Origin of the sequence: Microcoleus vaginatus FACHB-2002, assembly GCF_040004035.1 — a bacterium.
Classification (GTDB): Bacteria; Cyanobacteriota; Cyanobacteriia; order Cyanobacteriales; family Microcoleaceae; genus Microcoleus; species Microcoleus vaginatus_C.
Window position 1 is genome coordinate 1 of record NZ_JAMPLN010000010.1, and the last position, 17244, is coordinate 17244.

Consider the following 17244-nt stretch of genomic DNA (forward strand, 5'->3'; position numbering starts at 1 on the left):
GCCATCAGCCGAGCGCCCGTCATCAGTCGAGCGCCCTGGTGCGACCGAGTGTCAAAATATCTCAAATGGGTTCCATATTACCTCGTTCGTTGTAAAAAACCTACACCTGTCAGGAGGGAGAGTGGGGGATTGGGAGAGTGGGAGATTGGGAGAATATTATTTTTTCCCAATGACTACTGATACCAGTTTAAAAAAAGAATGCAAATGTAGGCCCGTGATCCAAACCACGAGCTTCATCAGTCATTTCCAATTCTTCAATCTAAAATCTAAAATCGTATTGTGAAACTTCGTTAACTTTGTAAGCAACAATAAACAATAGTAGTATCATATTATCATAGTAGTCGAGTAAAAACACATGAGTTAAAGGATGAAAACCTTAAATGCAACTAGCAGAAAGGCACATTATTAAATCTACGGAACACCGTTTCGCTAAGATTGACGAATTAGCCTTTAAATCCAAGAATCTCTACAATGCCGCTAACTACGTTATTCGTCAGAGTTTTACTTATGGATGGGGTTACATCAACTACAATGAGATGAACCGTTTGATGAAATCTCATCAAGCGTACAAGGCTTTGCCTGCTAAGGTTAGCCAGCAAATATTGATGATATTGGACAAGAATTGGAAATCATTTTTTGAAGCGATTAAAGCTTACAAATCTGATTCCTCTAAGTTTACTGGTCGCCCGAAACTACCGAAGTACAAAGATAAAGTCAAGGGTCGAAATGTTCTCGTTTATACGATTCAGGCAATTAGTAGTACGCAAGTGAAGAAAGGAATTATTAAGCTTTCGGGAACTAATCTCTCAATCAAAACCAAGATCGAACCCGAGCGTATTTGCCAAGTTAGATTGGTTCCCAAATGTGATTCGTATGTGATTGAGGTGATTTATGATGAACCGGAGTCCACCGTCAGTAACGACAATTCTGTAGCTAGTATTGATTTAGGACTGAATAATTTGGTGGCGCTAACTTCAAATCAACCGGCTTTTGTCCCTCTGTTGATTAACGGGCGTCCGTTGAAATCGATCAACCAGTTCTACAACAAACGCAAAGCACGGTTGCAGTCTCAGTTAAAAGGAAGTCACAAAACTTCACCCCGTATTCAGCGCTTAACTCGCTGTCGCCACCAAAAAGTTGATAATTATTTGCATCATACCAGTCGGCTAATAGTTGATATTTTGACCGTCGGACAAATTGGGACGTTAGTAATCGGCAAGAATGCACAATGGAAAAACGAGATTGATTTAGGAAAGCAAACCAATCAAAACTTTGTCAGCATTCCTCACACTCGATTGATTGAGATGCTGGAATATAAAGCTCGATTGGTTGGAATTAAAGTGATTGTGCAAGAAGAGTCTTATACCTCGAAGTCCAACTTCCTGAATCTAGACCCGATTCCTGTGTACGGGCATACTGGCGCTGATGATGTCGCATTTAGCGGTAAGCGAATCAAGAGAGGTTTGTACAAAACATCGGTCGGTCAATTAATCAACTCTGATGTTAATGGAGCTTACAATATCCTCAGAAAAGCAATCCCAAATGCGTTTAGCGATGGGATAGAGAGCTGCGTAGTTCAGCCGAGGCGGGTCAATCCGCTCAAAGTAAAAGTGAAGGGGGAGGGACTTAACGCCTTCCATGTCATGCAATAAATGACTATACTTTTACCAGCTATGGCTGCTGACTAATGACAACTGACGATCGGAATCTCGATCGCAAATTCAGTGCCCCGTCCCGCTTCCGAAACGCAGTTGAGCCGTCCCCCGTGCTGTTCGACAATTAAATGGTAAGAAATCGACAGTCCCAACCCAGTGCCCTTGCCGACTGGCTTGGTAGTAAAAAACGGGTCAAATAATTGGCGGCGAATCTCCTCCGGTATGCCCCGCCCGTTGTCGGAAATGCGGATCGCCACAAAATCGTCGCCAACAACTTCAGTACGAATTGTAATTGTGGGAACAGTCAATGGAGAATTAGGATTTGACGGGGCTGAATTTTTCACATTTCTCGTCGCCCATTCCCCTTTCTGGATTTCTTCATCCAAAGCATCAATAGCATTGCCGATAATATTCATGAACACCTGATTGATCTGACCGGCACAGCACTCGATGTGGGGCAAATTGCCATATTCTTTAATAATCTGGATAGGTGGATGTGCGCCGTGGGCTTTGAGCCGGTGCTGCAAAATCAACAAAGTGGTTTCGAGTCCCTCGTGAATGTCAACGAGCTTGATGTTAGATTGATCCGATCGCGAAAAATTACGCATCGACACAACTATTTGGCGGATGCGCTCGGTTCCTACTTGCATAGAAGACACTAGCTTAGATAAGTCTTCTACCAAAAAATCGATTTCCATCTCTGCTGCTGCTTCCCGAATTTCCGAGACTGGTTCGGGATAGTGCTGCTGGTAAAGTTCCAAAAGTTGCAGCAATTCTTTGATGTAGTGGCTGGCGTGGGAAAGGTTGCCGTAGATAAAATTAACAGGATTGTTAATTTCGTGAGCGATACCGGCAATCATTTGTCCCAAAGAAGACATTTTTTCGGTTTGCACTAATTGAGTTTGAGTTAGCTGCAACTTTCGCACAGTTTGCTCTAATTGCTGCGCTTGATTTTTCAAGCAAGTTTGCTTTCGCCGCAGCACTTCTTCGACTCGCTGGCGCTTGATAATATCCCGCCTCAACAATTCATTTGATTCTAAAAGTTGAGCGGTGCGTTCTTCAACTTGTTTTTTTAAGTCGTCGTGAGCTTGGCGCAGGGCTTCTTGGGCCCGCTGCCGCTCTAAAATTTCTTGCTGCAAAAGTTCGTTGGCTTTCTGCAATTGGGTGGCTCGATCGTCCACTGCTTGTTGCAATAGTTCGATCGTCCCGTACATTTCAGATTGGTTAAAAACTTGCGGCAAACTTGTCTGAGACACAACGCCCAAAAGTTCTCCCTGGCTGCCAACTACGACCAAACGACGGACGCAGTGCCGCTGCATGGACTGGTGGACACTCCAGAGGGAATCGGCGGGAGATATGCAAAATAAAGGCGCACTCATGACTCTTGCGGCCGGGATTTCCGAGAGGTTTAATTCGAGGGCGTGAAACTGCACGATGTCGCGCTCGGTGACAATGCCGATCGGAATTTGATAATTTTGTGTTGGTGCGATCGCCCGATCGGGATGCTGAGTTTGCTCTTTGACAATGACGACGGAACTAACTCGATGCTTGACCATGAGCTGGGCTAAATCGAGGGCTGAGGCAGTTGTTGGGGCAGAAATGACTTCTTTGGTCATGACATCTGCTGCACAGCGCAAATTGGTTAGCAAGTTAATCGGTTGCAGGGCTTCGTGAATGGCTTCGCGCGTGATGATGCCGATAAGTCGCGAGTCCTCGTCCACTACGGGCAAATGCCGGATCTGGTGCTGGCGCAACGTGAACATAGCTGTGAAAATATCTTGAGACTCGGATTGTTTGAGGGTAATGGGCGATCGAGTCATTACATCAGCAATTGTCAGTCCGACTGTACAAGCTGCGACGGTAGTTAGCTTGACGATATCCCGTTCTGTAAAAATGCCGATCGGTCGATTATCTTCGACGACTAAGACGCAACTGCGCTTGGCTGCGCTAGCAACGGCGTTTTGTTTTTCGCCACAAATCTGACAGGAGACGCGCATCGGGTTCATGAGAGCCAACACTTGGGCGATCGGGGTTTCTGGAGGCACGGTGAGGGGGTGGCGGTCGATCGCCCGATCTAAAGGTGACGAGTAGAGAGGCCTGCTGTTGGGGCGTTCGGCGGGTTCTGATGCTTTAATTGCTGGCGGCTGCGGGGCTGAATCGAGGAAATGCTGTAATTGTTCTTCTTGGAGCATGGTTGATTATTAATTTTACTTAATGAATTGTTACAATTTTGCAGACTTGGGTTGGCAGACTTAGCATTAATTAAGCGGGTGATAGATGCTCGATCGCCTAAAATCTGATTGCTAGAACACTCTTATTTAATTTTTATTTTTTAAATCCTATGTCGTGGACTCCCTTAAGTCATCGAATTCATCACTTGCCGCTTATCCTTGCGGGCCCGATTTTGCGCCGGACTGAAAGCCAGGCCGTGACAGTTTGGCTGGCTCTGAAAGCACCCCGCCAAGTCGAACTCAAGGTTTATTCGACAGAGGGCGGAACCGGCGAAATTGTCGATCGGCCCTTGCTCCAAGGTGCGAACTCTACCGTGCAGCTCGGCAAATACCTGCACGTAGTCGCGGTGACTGCTAAACCAATTAATAGCAATGTCTTGACATCTGGGCAAATTTATGCTTATGACATCAAGTTTGCTGGGAGTAGCGAGTCGCCGTCGGCGGGTGCAGTCGCAGAAAATGAGAAAGAAAATCTCATTTCTTGCCTGTGGCCTGCCGCCCCTGATTTATCGGCTTTGGGGCCGGAGACGATTAGTTATTTCGCTCACCAGTTGCCCACTTTTGCCCTGCCCCCGAAGGATTTAAACTATTTGCGTATCGTTCACGGTTCTTGCCGCAAGCCCCACGGAGACGGCAGAGATGCGCTGCCAATCTTGGATAATTCGATCGAACAGTTTGCAGGAACGGCAAATAGCAGGCCCCACCAACTGTTTTTAACGGGCGACCAAATTTACGGCGACGACGTTGCCGATGCCATGCTGTGGGCCTTGACTGACGCTGGCGATACACTGTTGGGCTGGGAAGAAAGTCTACCCCTGATGGATGATGCCCAAATAAAAAAGAATTTGTGTATCAGTATACCTAAAAATTCGGAAAACGAAAATGCCGTTGGCCAAGAGAGGGAAATTTTTAGAGAGTCGTCACTTCAGAAACCATCTGATGCTGAGTATCAGTCCAAAAAACCAATTGAGTTACAGCCGGGGACTCGCAGCGATATTGCCAGAGATTTTGGCGGCTTTACGGCGATGTTGGTGAATAAACCCAACAATGCTAAAAGTCACTTGTTTAGCTTGGGCGAATATTATGCGATGTATTTGTTAGTTTGGTCGCCGGTACTCTGGTGCACGAGTTTTCCGAAGGGTAAGGATATTTGTTCAAATTCTAAGCAGGCAAAAGTCTGGGATAGAGAAGTTGTTGAACTTAACGGTTTTGCTCGCAATTTGTGGAGGGTGAGGAGGGCGCTAGCCAATATTCCTACTTATATGATTTGCGATGATCATGATGTTAGCGACGATTTTTATTTGAATCGAGAGTGGTGTTACCGGGTGCTGGGAAAGCCGCTGGGTCGGCGGGTGGTGCAGAATGCTTTGCTGGCTTACGCTGTGTTTCAGGCTTGGGGAAATACGCCCGCACAGTTCGATCGCGAAAAACCGGGAGATAAATTATTAAAGGCGGCTGAAAAATGGTCGGCTTCGGCGGGGACTGATGTTTCTGTTTGGGAGGAGGCGGCTTCGTATTTGGGAATTCCAGGACTAGATCCGAAAACTCATTTGCCTAAGTTGAAATTCGATGAAGATGTTTTTATTTTGGATCGAGATGACGAGGGTGTAAATGAGGTTTTGAATTGGCATTTTATTGTGAGAAGTTTTAAGCACGAGGTGATTGTGCTGGATACGCGGAACTGGCGGGGGTATCCGGTGGAAAGCCCGATCGATCCGCCGATGCTTTTGACTCACAAAGGTTTTGAGGAGCAAATTCAGCGGCCTTTGAAGGAGACTGATTTGCTGAATAAAACTGGGGAGTTTCAGATTGAGGCGACGCTGGTGGTTGTGCCGACAAATTTGGTGGGTTTGTGGATTATTGATGCGGTGCAAAAGTGGGATGTGGCACAGGGGAAGGTTTTTAGTAGTGATGCGGGGGATTCTTGGAATTTTCATGAGTTGGCTTTTGTGAAGCTGTTGGTGGAATTTTTTAAACAGCGCGATAGGGTGATTGTGTTGACGGGGGATATTCACTATGCTGCTGCTGTGCGACTGAGTTATTGGTATGATTGTCATTTTGGCGATTCTCGATCGAATATTGAGCCTTTGGGGGGGGCGAATTATAAGTCAAGTTGTCAATATTCTGTGCTGGCGCAGTTGACTGCTAGTGCTTTTATCAATGAGGAGTGGACAACGCATTTAGTTCATACTAAGATTAAGTCGTTGCTTCCTGAGCGATCGCACCAATGTTTGGGATGGAATGAGCCGCTAGAATTAATGAATATTTCGAGGATGACCAGAAAGAAGGCTGTGGCGGCTGGTCTCAAAAATAGACAATCTCCGCCTGATTGGGGCTATCGGATTGACTGGATTAAACGGCAAAGAGCTCGGGTATTTTTGCTGCTAGAAAAGGGAACTGCGTCAGATAGATCGCATAAAAATAAACAATTGTCAGTGCTGCATAGGTTGTGGAATTTTATATCGCTGTTGTGGCGCAATCGCTGGCTGCAAGAGGGTGATGAGATTGTGGGATATAGCAATATTGCGATCGTCAGTTTTCAGTGGCCTGCTGAGGGTGATGGGGAGAAGGCGGTGATGCAAAATGTTTATTGGCGGCCGCTTTGGGAGCCGAATAGTGTGGTTTACAGTCAATATTTTGTGCCGCTGGGATTGGATGAGGATGATTAGATTACCGATTTCTTGAAGAAGTCGGGGATTTGGATATGGGTACAATATTGTGATGAGTTTGTGGCAGTGTCTGCCGGGGGTGAAACCCCAGTCTCATAGCTAAAGTCGGTTGGAACTGAGATGTTTCACCCTTCTCAAAAACAGGCAAGATGCCTGTTCCACAAAGAATAAGTTTTCTTGTGGGGTGGGCATCCTGCCCGCCCAAAAAAGGATTATTGAGAATGGTGTAACCTATCAGTTCCAACTGAGATGTTGCACCATCCTCAACTAGCCATACTGCCAGCGACTAACAGTGATGTCAAAACCGTGCTTAGGAGCTAAACTATGGGTACGATCGATATTAATTAACAGCCCCAACACTACCAGAGATAGCAACGAAGTTTCTCCGGCAGCCGCAGAATTTACAGAGCCGGCCGACCTGCTCAATCAGTTAAAAGCCAGACGCAAAAAGTCGAGGGCGGACTTGGCAGATATGGAAGTCGTTTTGGACGTATTAGAAAACCATCAGCACGAAAGTTGAGGGGAAAACTAACCTTCTTGCTGTGCGAGGAGCGTGAAACCCTTGGTGGATCTACTATAAATTAGGAAGCCCGTGACGAGATTTGAACTCGTGACTTCCTCCTTACCAAGGAGGTACTCTACCACTGAGTTACACGGGCATAAAAAATTAAGAACCTCCAATTAAAAAATTAATTTTTAATTCTTAAATTTTAACTTCTTATTAAATTGAGGTGGGCCGAGCTAGATTTGAACTAGCGTAGGCGTAGCCAGCGGATTTACAGTCCGCCCCCATTAACCACTCGGGCATCGACCCATTTCCATCACAGTTATACATCCTAGCACCAGAATCTTTATTTGCAACATTATATTTAAAACTCTAATCATTAAGTTTATAACACATAAGTGAGTTAGGGGCATAGGGAAAAATGAACACTTTTTAAGGTGTGCATTGCTAAGTCTAGGCTGGGTGCCCGCCCGGAGCACCCTAAGTCTAGACATAGCCCAAATCCCTAATTCACTAATTCCCCGGTTTCTTGCAGGGAGTGCAGGCGGCGGTAAATGCCTTGTTGACTCAAAAGTTCTTCGTGGCTGCCAACTTCGACGATTCTACCGCCGTCGAGTACGACGATCGTATCGGCTTCGCGAATTGTACTGAGTCTGTGGGCAATAATGATGGTGGTGCGCGTACCGAGGATATTCTGCATGGCTAGCTGGATCGATCGCTCCGACTCATAGTCCAAACTAGAAGTAGCCTCATCAAAAATTAACACATCCGGCTCCACCAACAGCGCCCTCGCAATCCCCAACCGCTGCCGCTGACCGCCGGACAACCGCATTCCTCTCTCCCCGACTACGGTATAGTAACCTTGGGGCAACATCCGGACAAAATCGTCTACCTTGGCAATGCGACAAGCATCCTCAACTTGCTCGAAAGTGGCGCTTCTGTTTCCGTAAGTCAAATTTTCCAGCAAAGTACCGTTAAAAACGTCTACTTCTTGGTGGACAATGGCTAAACGCTGGCGGTAGCGAGTCACGTCTAAGCTGCGAATGTCTTCGCCGTCGATCAGAATGCGGCCGGAGTTTGGTTCAAAGTAGCGAAACAGAAGTTTAACTAAAGTCGATTTCCCGGAACCCGATCGCCCGACTAATGCTACTGTTTGTCGGGGATGAATCAATAAATTCACATCCTGCAAAACGGGTTTTTGACTGTCGTACCCGAATGTCAAACCGCTGAACTCAACTTTGCCGGTAAATTTATAAGGCGACGCCGATCGAGCATTTTCTGCTAAATTAACCGCATCAACACCGTCTGGCGTTTGCATAAACTCGTGGAACCGGATCATTGAAGAATAGCGACGCGCCAATAATTCGGCGATAATGCTAATCGGACGCAGTTGGGAATATGCCATGCTTGCCAGGGTGTAGACGGTAACAAAATATCCGAGGGAAATTTTGCCTGCAACCGTGGCTGCTAGGCTAAAACCAAGAACTGAAAACAAACACAACTGGACGATCGTCTGCTGGTATGTCCCCAAGGTGACGTATCCTTTGTGAATGCGGTGGATCACGACTTTTAATTCGCGATCGAGTCTGGTTGTTTGCCTTTTGAGTTCATCGCTTTCTGTCGCAAAAGCTTTGACTGTTTTGATGTTGGTGATAATTTCCGAGTTGCGGCTTTCTGTATCTTCGATGTATTCATCCAGAATTTCTTCCCGCGCAGTCACCCCTTGCAGGCCTTTGAGGGTGAAACTGAGGATAAATAGGAATGAAACCAAAATTAATAAGCCAATCCGCCACTCAATTAAGCAGATAACGGCAAAAATGCCGATTAAGCGGACGACTTCGGGGATGAATTCGCCGGCAATTTCTGGGTAAGTCCAAGTATGGTTGGCGATGCCTTTGGCGATGCGACTGGCAATCCGTCCGGCGTTGTTTTCGTCGTAGAATTCTAGGGGTAAGGTGAGGATTTTGCCGATCGCACTTCTCATTTGATCGCGCCTTGCCCTCAATGGTATCGCCCAGTGGAACCAATTTCCCACCCAAGGCTGTACCGGTGCTTTGGCGACTGTTACCAGAAAAATTATGCCCAGCAAGACGCATAGCGATAATATTTTGTTGGGTGAGTGCTGGGTAACAGAGGCGATCGCTGCTATCAGTTTTTGGGTTATTGTATCTGTAGCTTGACCCGACAATACGTTTAATATTTGACCGATCGCGTAGGGAACAAGCAAATCGGCTAGTGCCAAAACGCTCGATGCAGCTATGCTGTAAAGTGATATTTTCCAGTAGCGACTGTAGTATTTGAAGATGTCCTGAAAGCTTGCCATAAATTTTTGTTGAGATACAACCCTTGCAAACACTTGCATTTAAAACTGCGCTCGGCGCGCCGTGTTTACAAGTGTACTACAAAAGTAGTTTATCGGGGAGTCATCTCGGCTCATGCTAGCGACTCGCCCGATCGGGTGATTTATGGCAATCATTCGATCGTCAGCAATCGATCCGCATTCCTGGGCAATCAATTCCAGACTAAGGGCAAAAAAATGCAAAAGACAGAATTTTTCTTAAATTCTGCCTTCTGAGCAATGCCTTATAAGTTTTACGTTTGAGTAGTCTGTTAGCTGAAGGTGTAGGCTGATTGCAGCGCCCACCAGATCAAGAAGCCGATTCCGCCGGCAATGACAATCGCCGAAATGGCGATCGCTATAGGACTGTCAGCTCCCTTGAACTTCATGATTCCGCGATTTAAATCTGACATGACAGTGTTCTCCCACAATTCCAGCTTGATTGTAGCTTTGTAGTCAGCCGATGGCGGTCAATTTTCACGGCAATTACTGATTTGGTTAATGATCTGGCTGCTGAAATTGCAGGTGGGGAGTGGGTTTGGGGGGGGGTTACTGGGTTTGTGAAAAAAACTTACTAAAAAGACTTGACAAATTTTGAGAAGTGAGACAATATTGTTAATACCGCAGGAAATGCGGGTGTAGCTCAGTGGTAGAGCGTCACCTTGCCAAGGTGAATGTCGCGCGTTCGAATCGCGTCACCCGCTTTAGAAGATAAAAAAAATTAAGAAAACCGGAAAGTAGATCAAGAAAGTTTTCGGTATCCTCCTAATGAAGGATGGTTGAAAATACCTAAGTTAGTGGTAAGATTGAATGCAGAACTTGCAAGTCAAAATTGCCGATCGGGCGAGATCTCGGAACAGGCAGTTGAAAGCCTCGCTATGGCGGAATTGACAAGTTTGATTAAGTGGATATGTTAACGATTATTTTTGCAAAAACGCTTTTTTTATCCGATCGCTAGTGCCATCTCAAAAAGCTCCAAAGATTGACTTAAACGATGAGTACCCCTGTCCTTGCCGACGCCGGGGTCGTCTAGTTCCCATAACGTTGACAGAAGCCTTTGGCTGCAACCGCTGTCAACAAATATTTGTATTGGACGAAAGTGGATACGTGATTGAGCAACTATCAACGAACTATCCTTACAAGCAGGCTTGGCGGTGGACAGGGAACCAGTGGAACAGAGCGCATCCGGGTTTGAAGGCCCATTACTTGCCACTGGCTTTGGGTATGATATTGGTGCCGCTAGTGATTTGGTTGCCCTTGGCGCTGCACTCGCCGGGCCCGAATATTATTCTGTGGGCAATGGTCGCCGTGCTGCTAGCAATGCTGCCGGCGCTGATGGTATGGCTGGCTTATAGGCGTTAGCTAGATGATAATAGAGGATTTTACCCATTCATCAGATGCCGCAAATGTCGCGCGTCGCGCTTATCAAGCTTCTTTGGAGTTGGCTGCGACAAAGAGTGCCGATCGCGCTGCTGCTTTGCAGGCGATGGCGGGCTCGCTGAAACGCCGGCAAAATGACATTTTAGAAGCAAATACTCTGGATCTAGAAGCGAGTCGGGACATGGCGATTCCCGAGTTGATTGTGGAGTGGCTGAAGCTGACGCCGGAACGGATCAAGACAACTGTGCAAATTCTGGAACGGTTGGGGGAAATGCCAGATCCGATCGGCAGGGTGATCAATGCTTCTTATCAGGTCGATCGCTGTCAGGTTTACTGTCAGTCGCTACCGCTGGGGGCGATCGCTCTAATTTACGAGGCGTTTCCCGAGTTGGGGGCGATCGCCGCGGGTTTGTCTCTCAAAAGCGCTAACAGTTTGATTCTTAAAGGCGGCAGCGAAAGCTGGCAAACTAATACAGTAATTGGAGAAGCTTTGGTTTCGGCGATCGATGAGGTCGGTTTGCCATCGGGATGTTTGCAGGTACTGCCGCCGGATCGGGGCGCTTCAATCAGAGAATTGGTGACTCAAGACCAATATCTCAATTTAATTATTCCCTACGGCAGGCCAAGTTTGGTGCAGCAGGTTGTAAGGTTGTGTACAGCACCAGTTTTGAGGTCGGCAATGGGAAATTGTTACCTTTATTGGTCACCGACTGGCAGTTTGGAGATGGCAAGGTGGATGATTTTGGACAGCCATCAAAGCGTTCCCGATCCTGTTAACGCGATCGAGAAAGTGCTCATCGATCGCAACCAAAAGCCTTCTTCCTTAGTCAGGCTTTGGAACAGTTTAAAAGAAAAAGGCTTTCAAATTAGCGCTGATGCTGATCTGGTCGCAGATTTCCCCGACTTGAAGCTGGCGGAACCATACGAGTGGACTCAACCGTATTTAAACAAAACCATAGCGTTTAAAGTTGTCGATAGTTTAGAGATTGCGATCGGCTGGATCAACCGCTACAGCAGCGGCCACGCTGACTGCATTGCCACTGAATCTTACTTAGAAAGCCGCCAATTTGCTCTGGATGTTAACAGCGCCTCAACTTTTATTAATGCCTCACCTCGGTTTTGGCGCTATCAAAATCGGGGAGATGCGATATTTTTGGGAATGTCCAACCAAAAAGGTTATCGTCGGGGATTGATCGGGTTAGATACGCTGACGACAATCAAAGAAATTGTTCAGGGAAACGGACTTTTTTAATCTGATAGGTTATTTAAGATTGGTTATTGGGATTCAACCAAACTGAAAAGTGGGAAAGTATTATCGATGCGTAAGCCTTTATAAGGCTTTAATAGTTGTTTTCAAATTTTTTTTGAGGAAATACAATAATATCTTTGTACAACAATTAGGCAGCTTTGATCGCAAGCAATTTAGTCACAAGTTCCCGGAACGACACCGTGGACCCAGATAAAAATTCCCCGTGCCGACAATAATCCCGCGATTCATTTGTTTTAGGTCAATCTAAAATCGGTAGTGGCTCTAATTAAATTTAGAAAGTTATTAACTCAAATGAAAATACTCTTAGCGATAACATGAAATCCAAAAAATTACTCAATACTCTAGACAAGACGGCAACGCCGACTTTAGGCGAAGAAACGCTACTTCACCACTCGGTATATGTAAAAAAATTGCGTCCGCTGCTGCCATCAGATGCCTTTGAACCAGAGCCTAGCAAGTTAGCAATACTATTCATCAACGCTGCTATTTTATTGCTGGGATGGGGAATTGCTGCTAATCTCGATCGCTGGCCTGTCTATCTTTTAGGGCTTTACTTACCTTTAGCCGTCATCATGGGCAATAGTATCATAGTTTTGCTATTTAGCTCCCACGATTTGATGCACGGTAGCGTTCAGAAAAAGTCGCGCCTCACTTATCCGATCGCCTTTTTGGGACTAAGTATGCTGTTTATGCCGCCTACTCAGTGGAAAAATCTGCACAATCTCGTACATCACAATAACACGAACTCTGTGGCAGACCCCGATCGCAACTATCTGTACCAGCAACCAGATACTTGGGGAAAATGGATTCAAAATCTGTTTGTACCCTCGGTGGAAGTCAATCCGGTGTGGTTAATGGTAGGGATGGCCGGTTCGTGGTTAGTGCATAATTTCCGCAATCTCACCTCGGTACTGTTATTTAACGATAAATCTGTCGATTACGTACCGGCTGCCTTTACAGTTAGTCCTAAAGATAGATTGACAATCGCATTTGAATGTCTGGGAATTTTAGGAATTCATGCGAGCATTTTGTTCTACCTAAATTTTCATCCGCTCAAAATAGCTCTTGCGTACTTTTTGCCGATCGCAATTGGTCATGCAGGCGCAATGTTTTACATCTATACCAATCATATGGGTTGCCGGATGACCGCCATTAATGATCCGCTGATCAACAGTGCTTCTGTGCGGGTTCCTAAAATATTTGACCTGCTGCACTTAAATTTCTCTCACCACACAGAGCATCATATTTTCCCCAGCATCAACTCAAACTATTATCCCATGGTGCAAGAGTTGTTGCAAATTCACTATCCCGATCGCCTGAATTTAATCGATGCTGGGCAAGCTTGGCGGTTGCTAATCCAAACACCGCGGCATTATAAAGATGAAGTCACCTTCACTGATTCCTCTGGAACAATGTCTGTAAATTGCTCGATTGCTGAAGACTACAAAAGCTGAGAATGAGGATAGGATATTACATCTTGCACCATGCTTAAAAAACAGGCTTTCCGGCCTGTTCCACAAACAATGAATTTTATTTTGGGGAGTAGGGGTTGGGCGTCTCGCCCACCCCAAAAATACACTCCTACATACTGATGCTATTGAGTACCAACGAAGGCTTGAGAGCAAAATAAGGGATTACTCGTTTTTGATTGTTGGCATCAATCCTTTGTTCTGCCATATTCAAATTTTGCTGGAACTGTCTGGCTAAAAGTTGGATCGGGGTTCCCGCAAAAACTTCGTCGAAGCTCATCCGGTAGAGTTCTCGGAAAGATTTATCGTAATAACCCAAACGGTCATATCGATAAGCTGTCAAAATAAACAGAATTTGCAGTTGATTGGCCGCTCGTTTGTACGGAGGAAGCAACCGTAAAATGTCCTTTTCCGTAATCAATTCTAGATAACCAGAAGCGGTCATCCTAGGAATGTCCCGGTAGGCGGCCAAAGGCATATTAGCTGCAAAACTCATGTATTCATACTGAGGAAAATTGACTGCTGAATGCTGCGGGCCACAGGTAAAAATTACAGTTGTGACAATTGCAATTAATTGTTCAACTGTGTCGATGTGGTCTGGCATTCCTTTGACTTTACCGCCGTTATCAGACGCTAATTCTTGAGCCCAGGTTTGCAGTTCCACATCTTGTACGATCGCCTGATTCGTCGGGTAAAAGAATTTAAGATAGCCCGATACAAAGGTTTCAATCGCATCCCAAAGCAACAATCCATCATCTCGGTAAGGATAGTGAGGTAGTTGATTGGGGTCATCCATTCCCCGATTTTTCAGTTCAGCGGGTAAGGCAAATTGATCGAGACTCCATGTACTGCACGCCTCTCTAGTCAGTTCCATTGACTCAGCCAAGGTACCACCTAGCAATTCCTCAACAGGCCCGCCGGGATTGATCAATCGAGAACGAGCCAGATCGTTGTTGGTCAACATAAAGCGAAAGTGCGGTTTCAGCAGCAGGCTAAGCGGGTGATTTTTAGCCAACTGTCGGGCGGTGACGATCGCAATTGGTTCCATCACCAGATGAGTTCGACCTAAATGCGTGTTCATTTCATGGTGATTGGCATCTGCTACTTGTACGCAGAGTTTCGCAAACAGCCAATCGACAGGAGGATCGAATGGGGTGTAGATATGGCTATCTGGGTTGGGATCTAGTTGAATGGCAATAGGTGTCATTTCACCGCGATCTCGGACTCCCGTCCATCGCCAAGCGAAAAAAGCCCGTGGTTTCGGCAAGTATTTTCTGCCTTTTTCATAGGTTCCGCCTCCAACGAGAGCAGGCGCGCGATAGTGTTCGTCAGTACCTGTGTAATCGGCAATGTAAATGTTTTTTTGCTGCAACTCTTGCTGCAGATCGAATAATGGGTGCAAACTGGAAAGACCCCTCAGTGTTTCTGCCCGAGGATCGCTCGCATCTAAGAGGCGAAGCACCATCGGATTTGCTCCAGACAGGCGCTGTTCTGCAAAAGAGCGATCCGTTTGGTAGATTTTGGCAACTCCAGGTAGCGGCAGCCGAGTAAAAAAGTCTTCATAGTCTTGGAGTTCGTCGAGACGATCGAGAAAAGTTCTCGAATCGGCTGCCAGCATATTTGCGGGAAGTTCCGATGTTGCTAATATCCGTTCTGCAAGATACTTGCTCGAAAAGTTCTCGACTGCGGGCACATTTTTCAATAATGCCAAAGGTGATAAACTCTCATAGTCAAACTGATAAGCTTGTTGCTGACGATTCAAGGAATCTTTTCGCTGTTCTTGGTTCGGGTCGTCTTGAGGAAGAGAAGGTTTCATATTGTCTACCATTGTATAAATCAACTCTCTTTTTGTAGTAAAATATCGGACATCATCACTACTGATCGAGGAGGGAATTTAAAAAGTATTATGCGTCTAGGCTCACGCTTGATATAGGTCTTATTCACCGAGCAATAATCTTATTCCGGATTTTTTTAAACTCAGAAAAATTCCTCAAAAGAAGGCAACACTTCTCGATCGCCCTAAATCTAGGTTGAAAGGTTTCATTCTCCCGATAAGTAGCTCGCACTCAAGAACCCCGACTTCTTTGAGATGTCGGGGTTCGGGGTGTTCGGTTTTTTGGGCGAGATCTACTGGTTAGCGGTTAGGCACGAACCATTAAATATTGGCCGTTGCCGTTATATTCGCCGTCGCAACTCGCGAAATTAGCCACAAACCAAATTAAGTAAAACCGCCAGATGCGGCGAAATTTGGCATAGTCGATGCCGTAGTCTAAATCTTTGACTATTGCCTGAGAATCGTCAAAGTTTTTCAGCCAGTTAGCAAAGGTTGTGGAGTAATTGTATCCGTTGAGATACCAGTTTTTTATGGTTTTGAGGTCTTTATTGTGGCTGGGAACTGCATCGTATTTCCAGTAACGACCGTGGGGAAAAATGTATTTGTGGGTGAAAACGCTGGATATATTGTTGGGAGTGCGAACTGTGATGATGTGAATGAAAACTTTGCCCTTATCCTTCAGGAAAGATGCCAGCTTTTGGAAAGCCTTCGTTAAATTTCCCACATGACAAAAAACTCCGATGGAGAGAATTTTATCAAATTTGGTCTCGAATTGGGCGTCGTTCAAATCTCCTTCATATAGGGTAAATCGACCGGAACTAAGGTAGCTTTCGGGGTCTTGCATCTTCTGACGCATATACTCGCATTGCTGGTGGCTCAAGTTAATCCCGGTAAAGGTGACATTGGGGAATTTGGAAAGAATGTAATTGGGAACACAACCCCAACCGCAGCCAAAGTCTAAAATGTTGTCGCCATCCTGAATTTCTAGCTTCTCAATCACATCATCAATCATCTGCATTTGCGCTTGTTCAAGGTTGGCGGCTCCTTTTTCCCACAACCCCATGCTGTATTTAGGATAAATGAGTTTTCCGTCGCCTAACATGGGATTCAGCATAGCTTGAGGTAAGTCGTACTGAATCTTCATTAAATCCCGCGGCCCTTCGGCTGTATGGTCTGTTTCTGTTAGTACCCATTCGTAGGGTGCAAGCAGGGACGGGAAATGCTTAAAAAAGACGGGCATACAGGTATCAAAAAGCGATCGCAATACTGAATCTGGGACTTCTAATCCGTTGATATAAGACTCTGCTACTGCCATTTGCACCGTGTTAACTGCACTGACTGCGAGGCGAGTTGCTCCGTAGGCGATCGGACTTTTGGTATGGATATCTCCCACTATGGGAATGTGTTTTTCGATGCTGTGTAGGGCTGTTGATGAAGTCATGGCTATACTGGTTTTAAAGATGCTGCTATTCTATCTCACGAAAATTGCCTGGTTGTTAGAGAGCAAAAAAGCTGAAACTATTGCCAAGTAAGGTTTGCACAGTGCAACTCCCCAAAATTCTAAAAATATATGGCGGTTGAGGGGGATTTGATAACGGATTTATAGGGGTTTGGGCGATCTTAATTTTATTAAGAATTATGTCAGTCTATTTTAGATTTTAGATTTTAGATTTTAGATTAACTCCACAGCTTGAATGGGGGTATTATCACGGTGCGATGACGATTTTAGTAATCATTTATACCATTTGAAATTTTAGATAGATTAAAGAATTGGGAATGACTGATGAGCTAAGAGTTGGGATCTTGCCTAGAGTTGCATTCTTTTTTTAAACTGTTGTCAGTTGGGCGCTTGAGCTGACGCAACGAGAAGCAAATGCCGATCGCGACTTATAG

General features: G+C 45.7%; 11 protein-coding genes and 3 tRNA genes. 7 read left to right on the top strand and 7 right to left on the bottom strand.

Translation table 11 applies throughout. From position 1 onward, the window contains the following. The first annotated feature begins 380 nt into the window (after window positions 1-380). The gene (locus tag NDI35_RS10975) at window positions 381-1652 is read left to right on the top strand and encodes an RNA-guided endonuclease InsQ/TnpB family protein (protein WP_445312770.1); all 1272 of its coding nucleotides are present in this window, start codon (window positions 381-383) and stop codon (window positions 1650-1652) included. Between the two features lie 32 nt (window positions 1653-1684). On the opposite strand, the gene NDI35_RS10980 is transcribed toward NDI35_RS10975, so the two are convergent. Continuing rightward, complete coding sequence (locus NDI35_RS10980) at window positions 1685-3847, bottom strand: CBS domain-containing protein (RefSeq protein WP_445312771.1); 2163 nt, start codon at window positions 3845-3847, stop codon at window positions 1685-1687. Window positions 3848-3996: 149 nt separating this feature from the next. Here NDI35_RS10980 and NDI35_RS10985 point away from each other — a divergent pair, with 149 nt between their 5' ends. Together NDI35_RS10985 and NDI35_RS10990 are read left to right on the top strand one after the other, a co-directional pair. Beyond that, the gene (locus NDI35_RS10985; RefSeq protein WP_445312772.1) at window positions 3997-6555 is read left to right on the top strand and encodes an alkaline phosphatase D family protein; all 2559 of its coding nucleotides are present in this window, start codon (window positions 3997-3999) and stop codon (window positions 6553-6555) included. Between the two features lie 295 nt (window positions 6556-6850). Then, the gene (locus NDI35_RS10990) at window positions 6851-7075 is read left to right on the top strand and encodes a hypothetical protein (RefSeq protein ID WP_445312773.1); all 225 of its coding nucleotides are present in this window, start codon (window positions 6851-6853) and stop codon (window positions 7073-7075) included. 67 nt (window positions 7076-7142) lie between these two features. Here NDI35_RS10990 and NDI35_RS10995 read toward each other — a convergent pair. The 4 genes from NDI35_RS10995 to NDI35_RS11010 form a co-directional block, all read right to left on the bottom strand. Beyond that, a tRNA-Thr gene (locus NDI35_RS10995) sits at window positions 7143-7214 on the bottom strand. A 73-nt stretch (window positions 7215-7287) separates the two neighbouring features. Further along, window positions 7288-7369 (bottom strand) — tRNA-Tyr (locus NDI35_RS11000). A 196-nt stretch (window positions 7370-7565) separates the two neighbouring features. Further along, window positions 7566-9383 (bottom strand): ABC transporter ATP-binding protein, encoded by a 1818-nt coding sequence (locus NDI35_RS11005; protein ID WP_445312774.1) that lies wholly within the window; start codon window positions 9381-9383, stop codon window positions 7566-7568. Between the two features lie 287 nt (window positions 9384-9670). Further along, entirely contained in the window at window positions 9671-9811 is a 141-nt protein-coding gene (locus tag NDI35_RS11010) for a hypothetical protein (protein ID WP_172188980.1), read from the bottom strand. 219 nt (window positions 9812-10030) lie between these two features. On the opposite strand from NDI35_RS11010, the gene NDI35_RS11015 reads away from it, so the two are divergent. From NDI35_RS11015 to NDI35_RS11030, 4 genes are all read left to right on the top strand, one after another. Next, a tRNA-Gly gene (locus tag NDI35_RS11015) sits at window positions 10031-10102 on the top strand. Between the two features lie 253 nt (window positions 10103-10355). Further along, window positions 10356-10760, top strand: a complete 405-nt coding sequence (locus NDI35_RS11020) for a hypothetical protein (protein ID WP_039888086.1) — start codon at window positions 10356-10358, stop codon at window positions 10758-10760. A gap of 4 nt (window positions 10761-10764) precedes the next feature. Then, window positions 10765-12030 carry a glutamate-5-semialdehyde dehydrogenase gene (locus NDI35_RS11025; RefSeq protein WP_445312775.1) on the top strand — a complete coding sequence of 422 codons (1266 nt, stop codon included), beginning with the start codon at window positions 10765-10767 and terminating at the stop codon, window positions 12028-12030. A 332-nt stretch (window positions 12031-12362) separates the two neighbouring features. Then, window positions 12363-13502, top strand: coding sequence for a fatty acid desaturase family protein (locus NDI35_RS11030; protein WP_445312776.1), 1140 nt, complete (start codon window positions 12363-12365; stop codon window positions 13500-13502). 127 nt (window positions 13503-13629) lie between these two features. Here the strand turns inward: NDI35_RS11030 and NDI35_RS11035 are convergent, their stop codons facing one another. After that, the gene (locus tag NDI35_RS11035; RefSeq protein WP_445312777.1) at window positions 13630-15333 is read right to left on the bottom strand and encodes a lipoxygenase family protein; all 1704 of its coding nucleotides are present in this window, start codon (window positions 15331-15333) and stop codon (window positions 13630-13632) included. A gap of 325 nt (window positions 15334-15658) precedes the next feature. After that, window positions 15659-16792, bottom strand: coding sequence for an SAM-dependent methyltransferase (locus NDI35_RS11040; RefSeq protein WP_445312778.1), 1134 nt, complete (start codon window positions 16790-16792; stop codon window positions 15659-15661). Window positions 16793-17244 lie beyond the last annotated feature (452 nt).

What these genes read in the sequence shown, in the direction of transcription:
- NDI35_RS11035 (WP_445312777.1), bottom strand. Translation starts at nt 15,333, where the DNA reads ATGAAACCTTCTCTTCCTCAAGACGACCCGAACCAAGAACAGCGAAAA.
- NDI35_RS11010 (WP_172188980.1), bottom strand. Translation starts at nt 9,811, where the DNA reads ATGTCAGATTTAAATCGCGGAATCATGAAGTTCAAGGGAGCTGACAGT.
- NDI35_RS11040 (WP_445312778.1), bottom strand. Translation starts at nt 16,792, where the DNA reads ATGACTTCATCAACAGCCCTACACAGCATCGAAAAACACATTCCCATA.
- NDI35_RS11025 (WP_445312775.1), top strand. Translation starts at nt 10,765, where the DNA reads ATGATAATAGAGGATTTTACCCATTCATCAGATGCCGCAAATGTCGCG.
- NDI35_RS10990 (WP_445312773.1), top strand. Translation starts at nt 6,851, where the DNA reads ATGTCAAAACCGTGCTTAGGAGCTAAACTATGGGTACGATCGATATTA.
- NDI35_RS11005 (WP_445312774.1), bottom strand. Translation starts at nt 9,383, where the DNA reads ATGGCAAGCTTTCAGGACATCTTCAAATACTACAGTCGCTACTGGAAA.
- NDI35_RS10985 (WP_445312772.1), top strand. Translation starts at nt 3,997, where the DNA reads ATGTCGTGGACTCCCTTAAGTCATCGAATTCATCACTTGCCGCTTATC.
- NDI35_RS10975 (WP_445312770.1), top strand. Translation starts at nt 381, where the DNA reads ATGCAACTAGCAGAAAGGCACATTATTAAATCTACGGAACACCGTTTC.
- NDI35_RS10980 (WP_445312771.1), bottom strand. Translation starts at nt 3,847, where the DNA reads ATGCTCCAAGAAGAACAATTACAGCATTTCCTCGATTCAGCCCCGCAG.
- NDI35_RS11030 (WP_445312776.1), top strand. Translation starts at nt 12,363, where the DNA reads ATGAAATCCAAAAAATTACTCAATACTCTAGACAAGACGGCAACGCCG.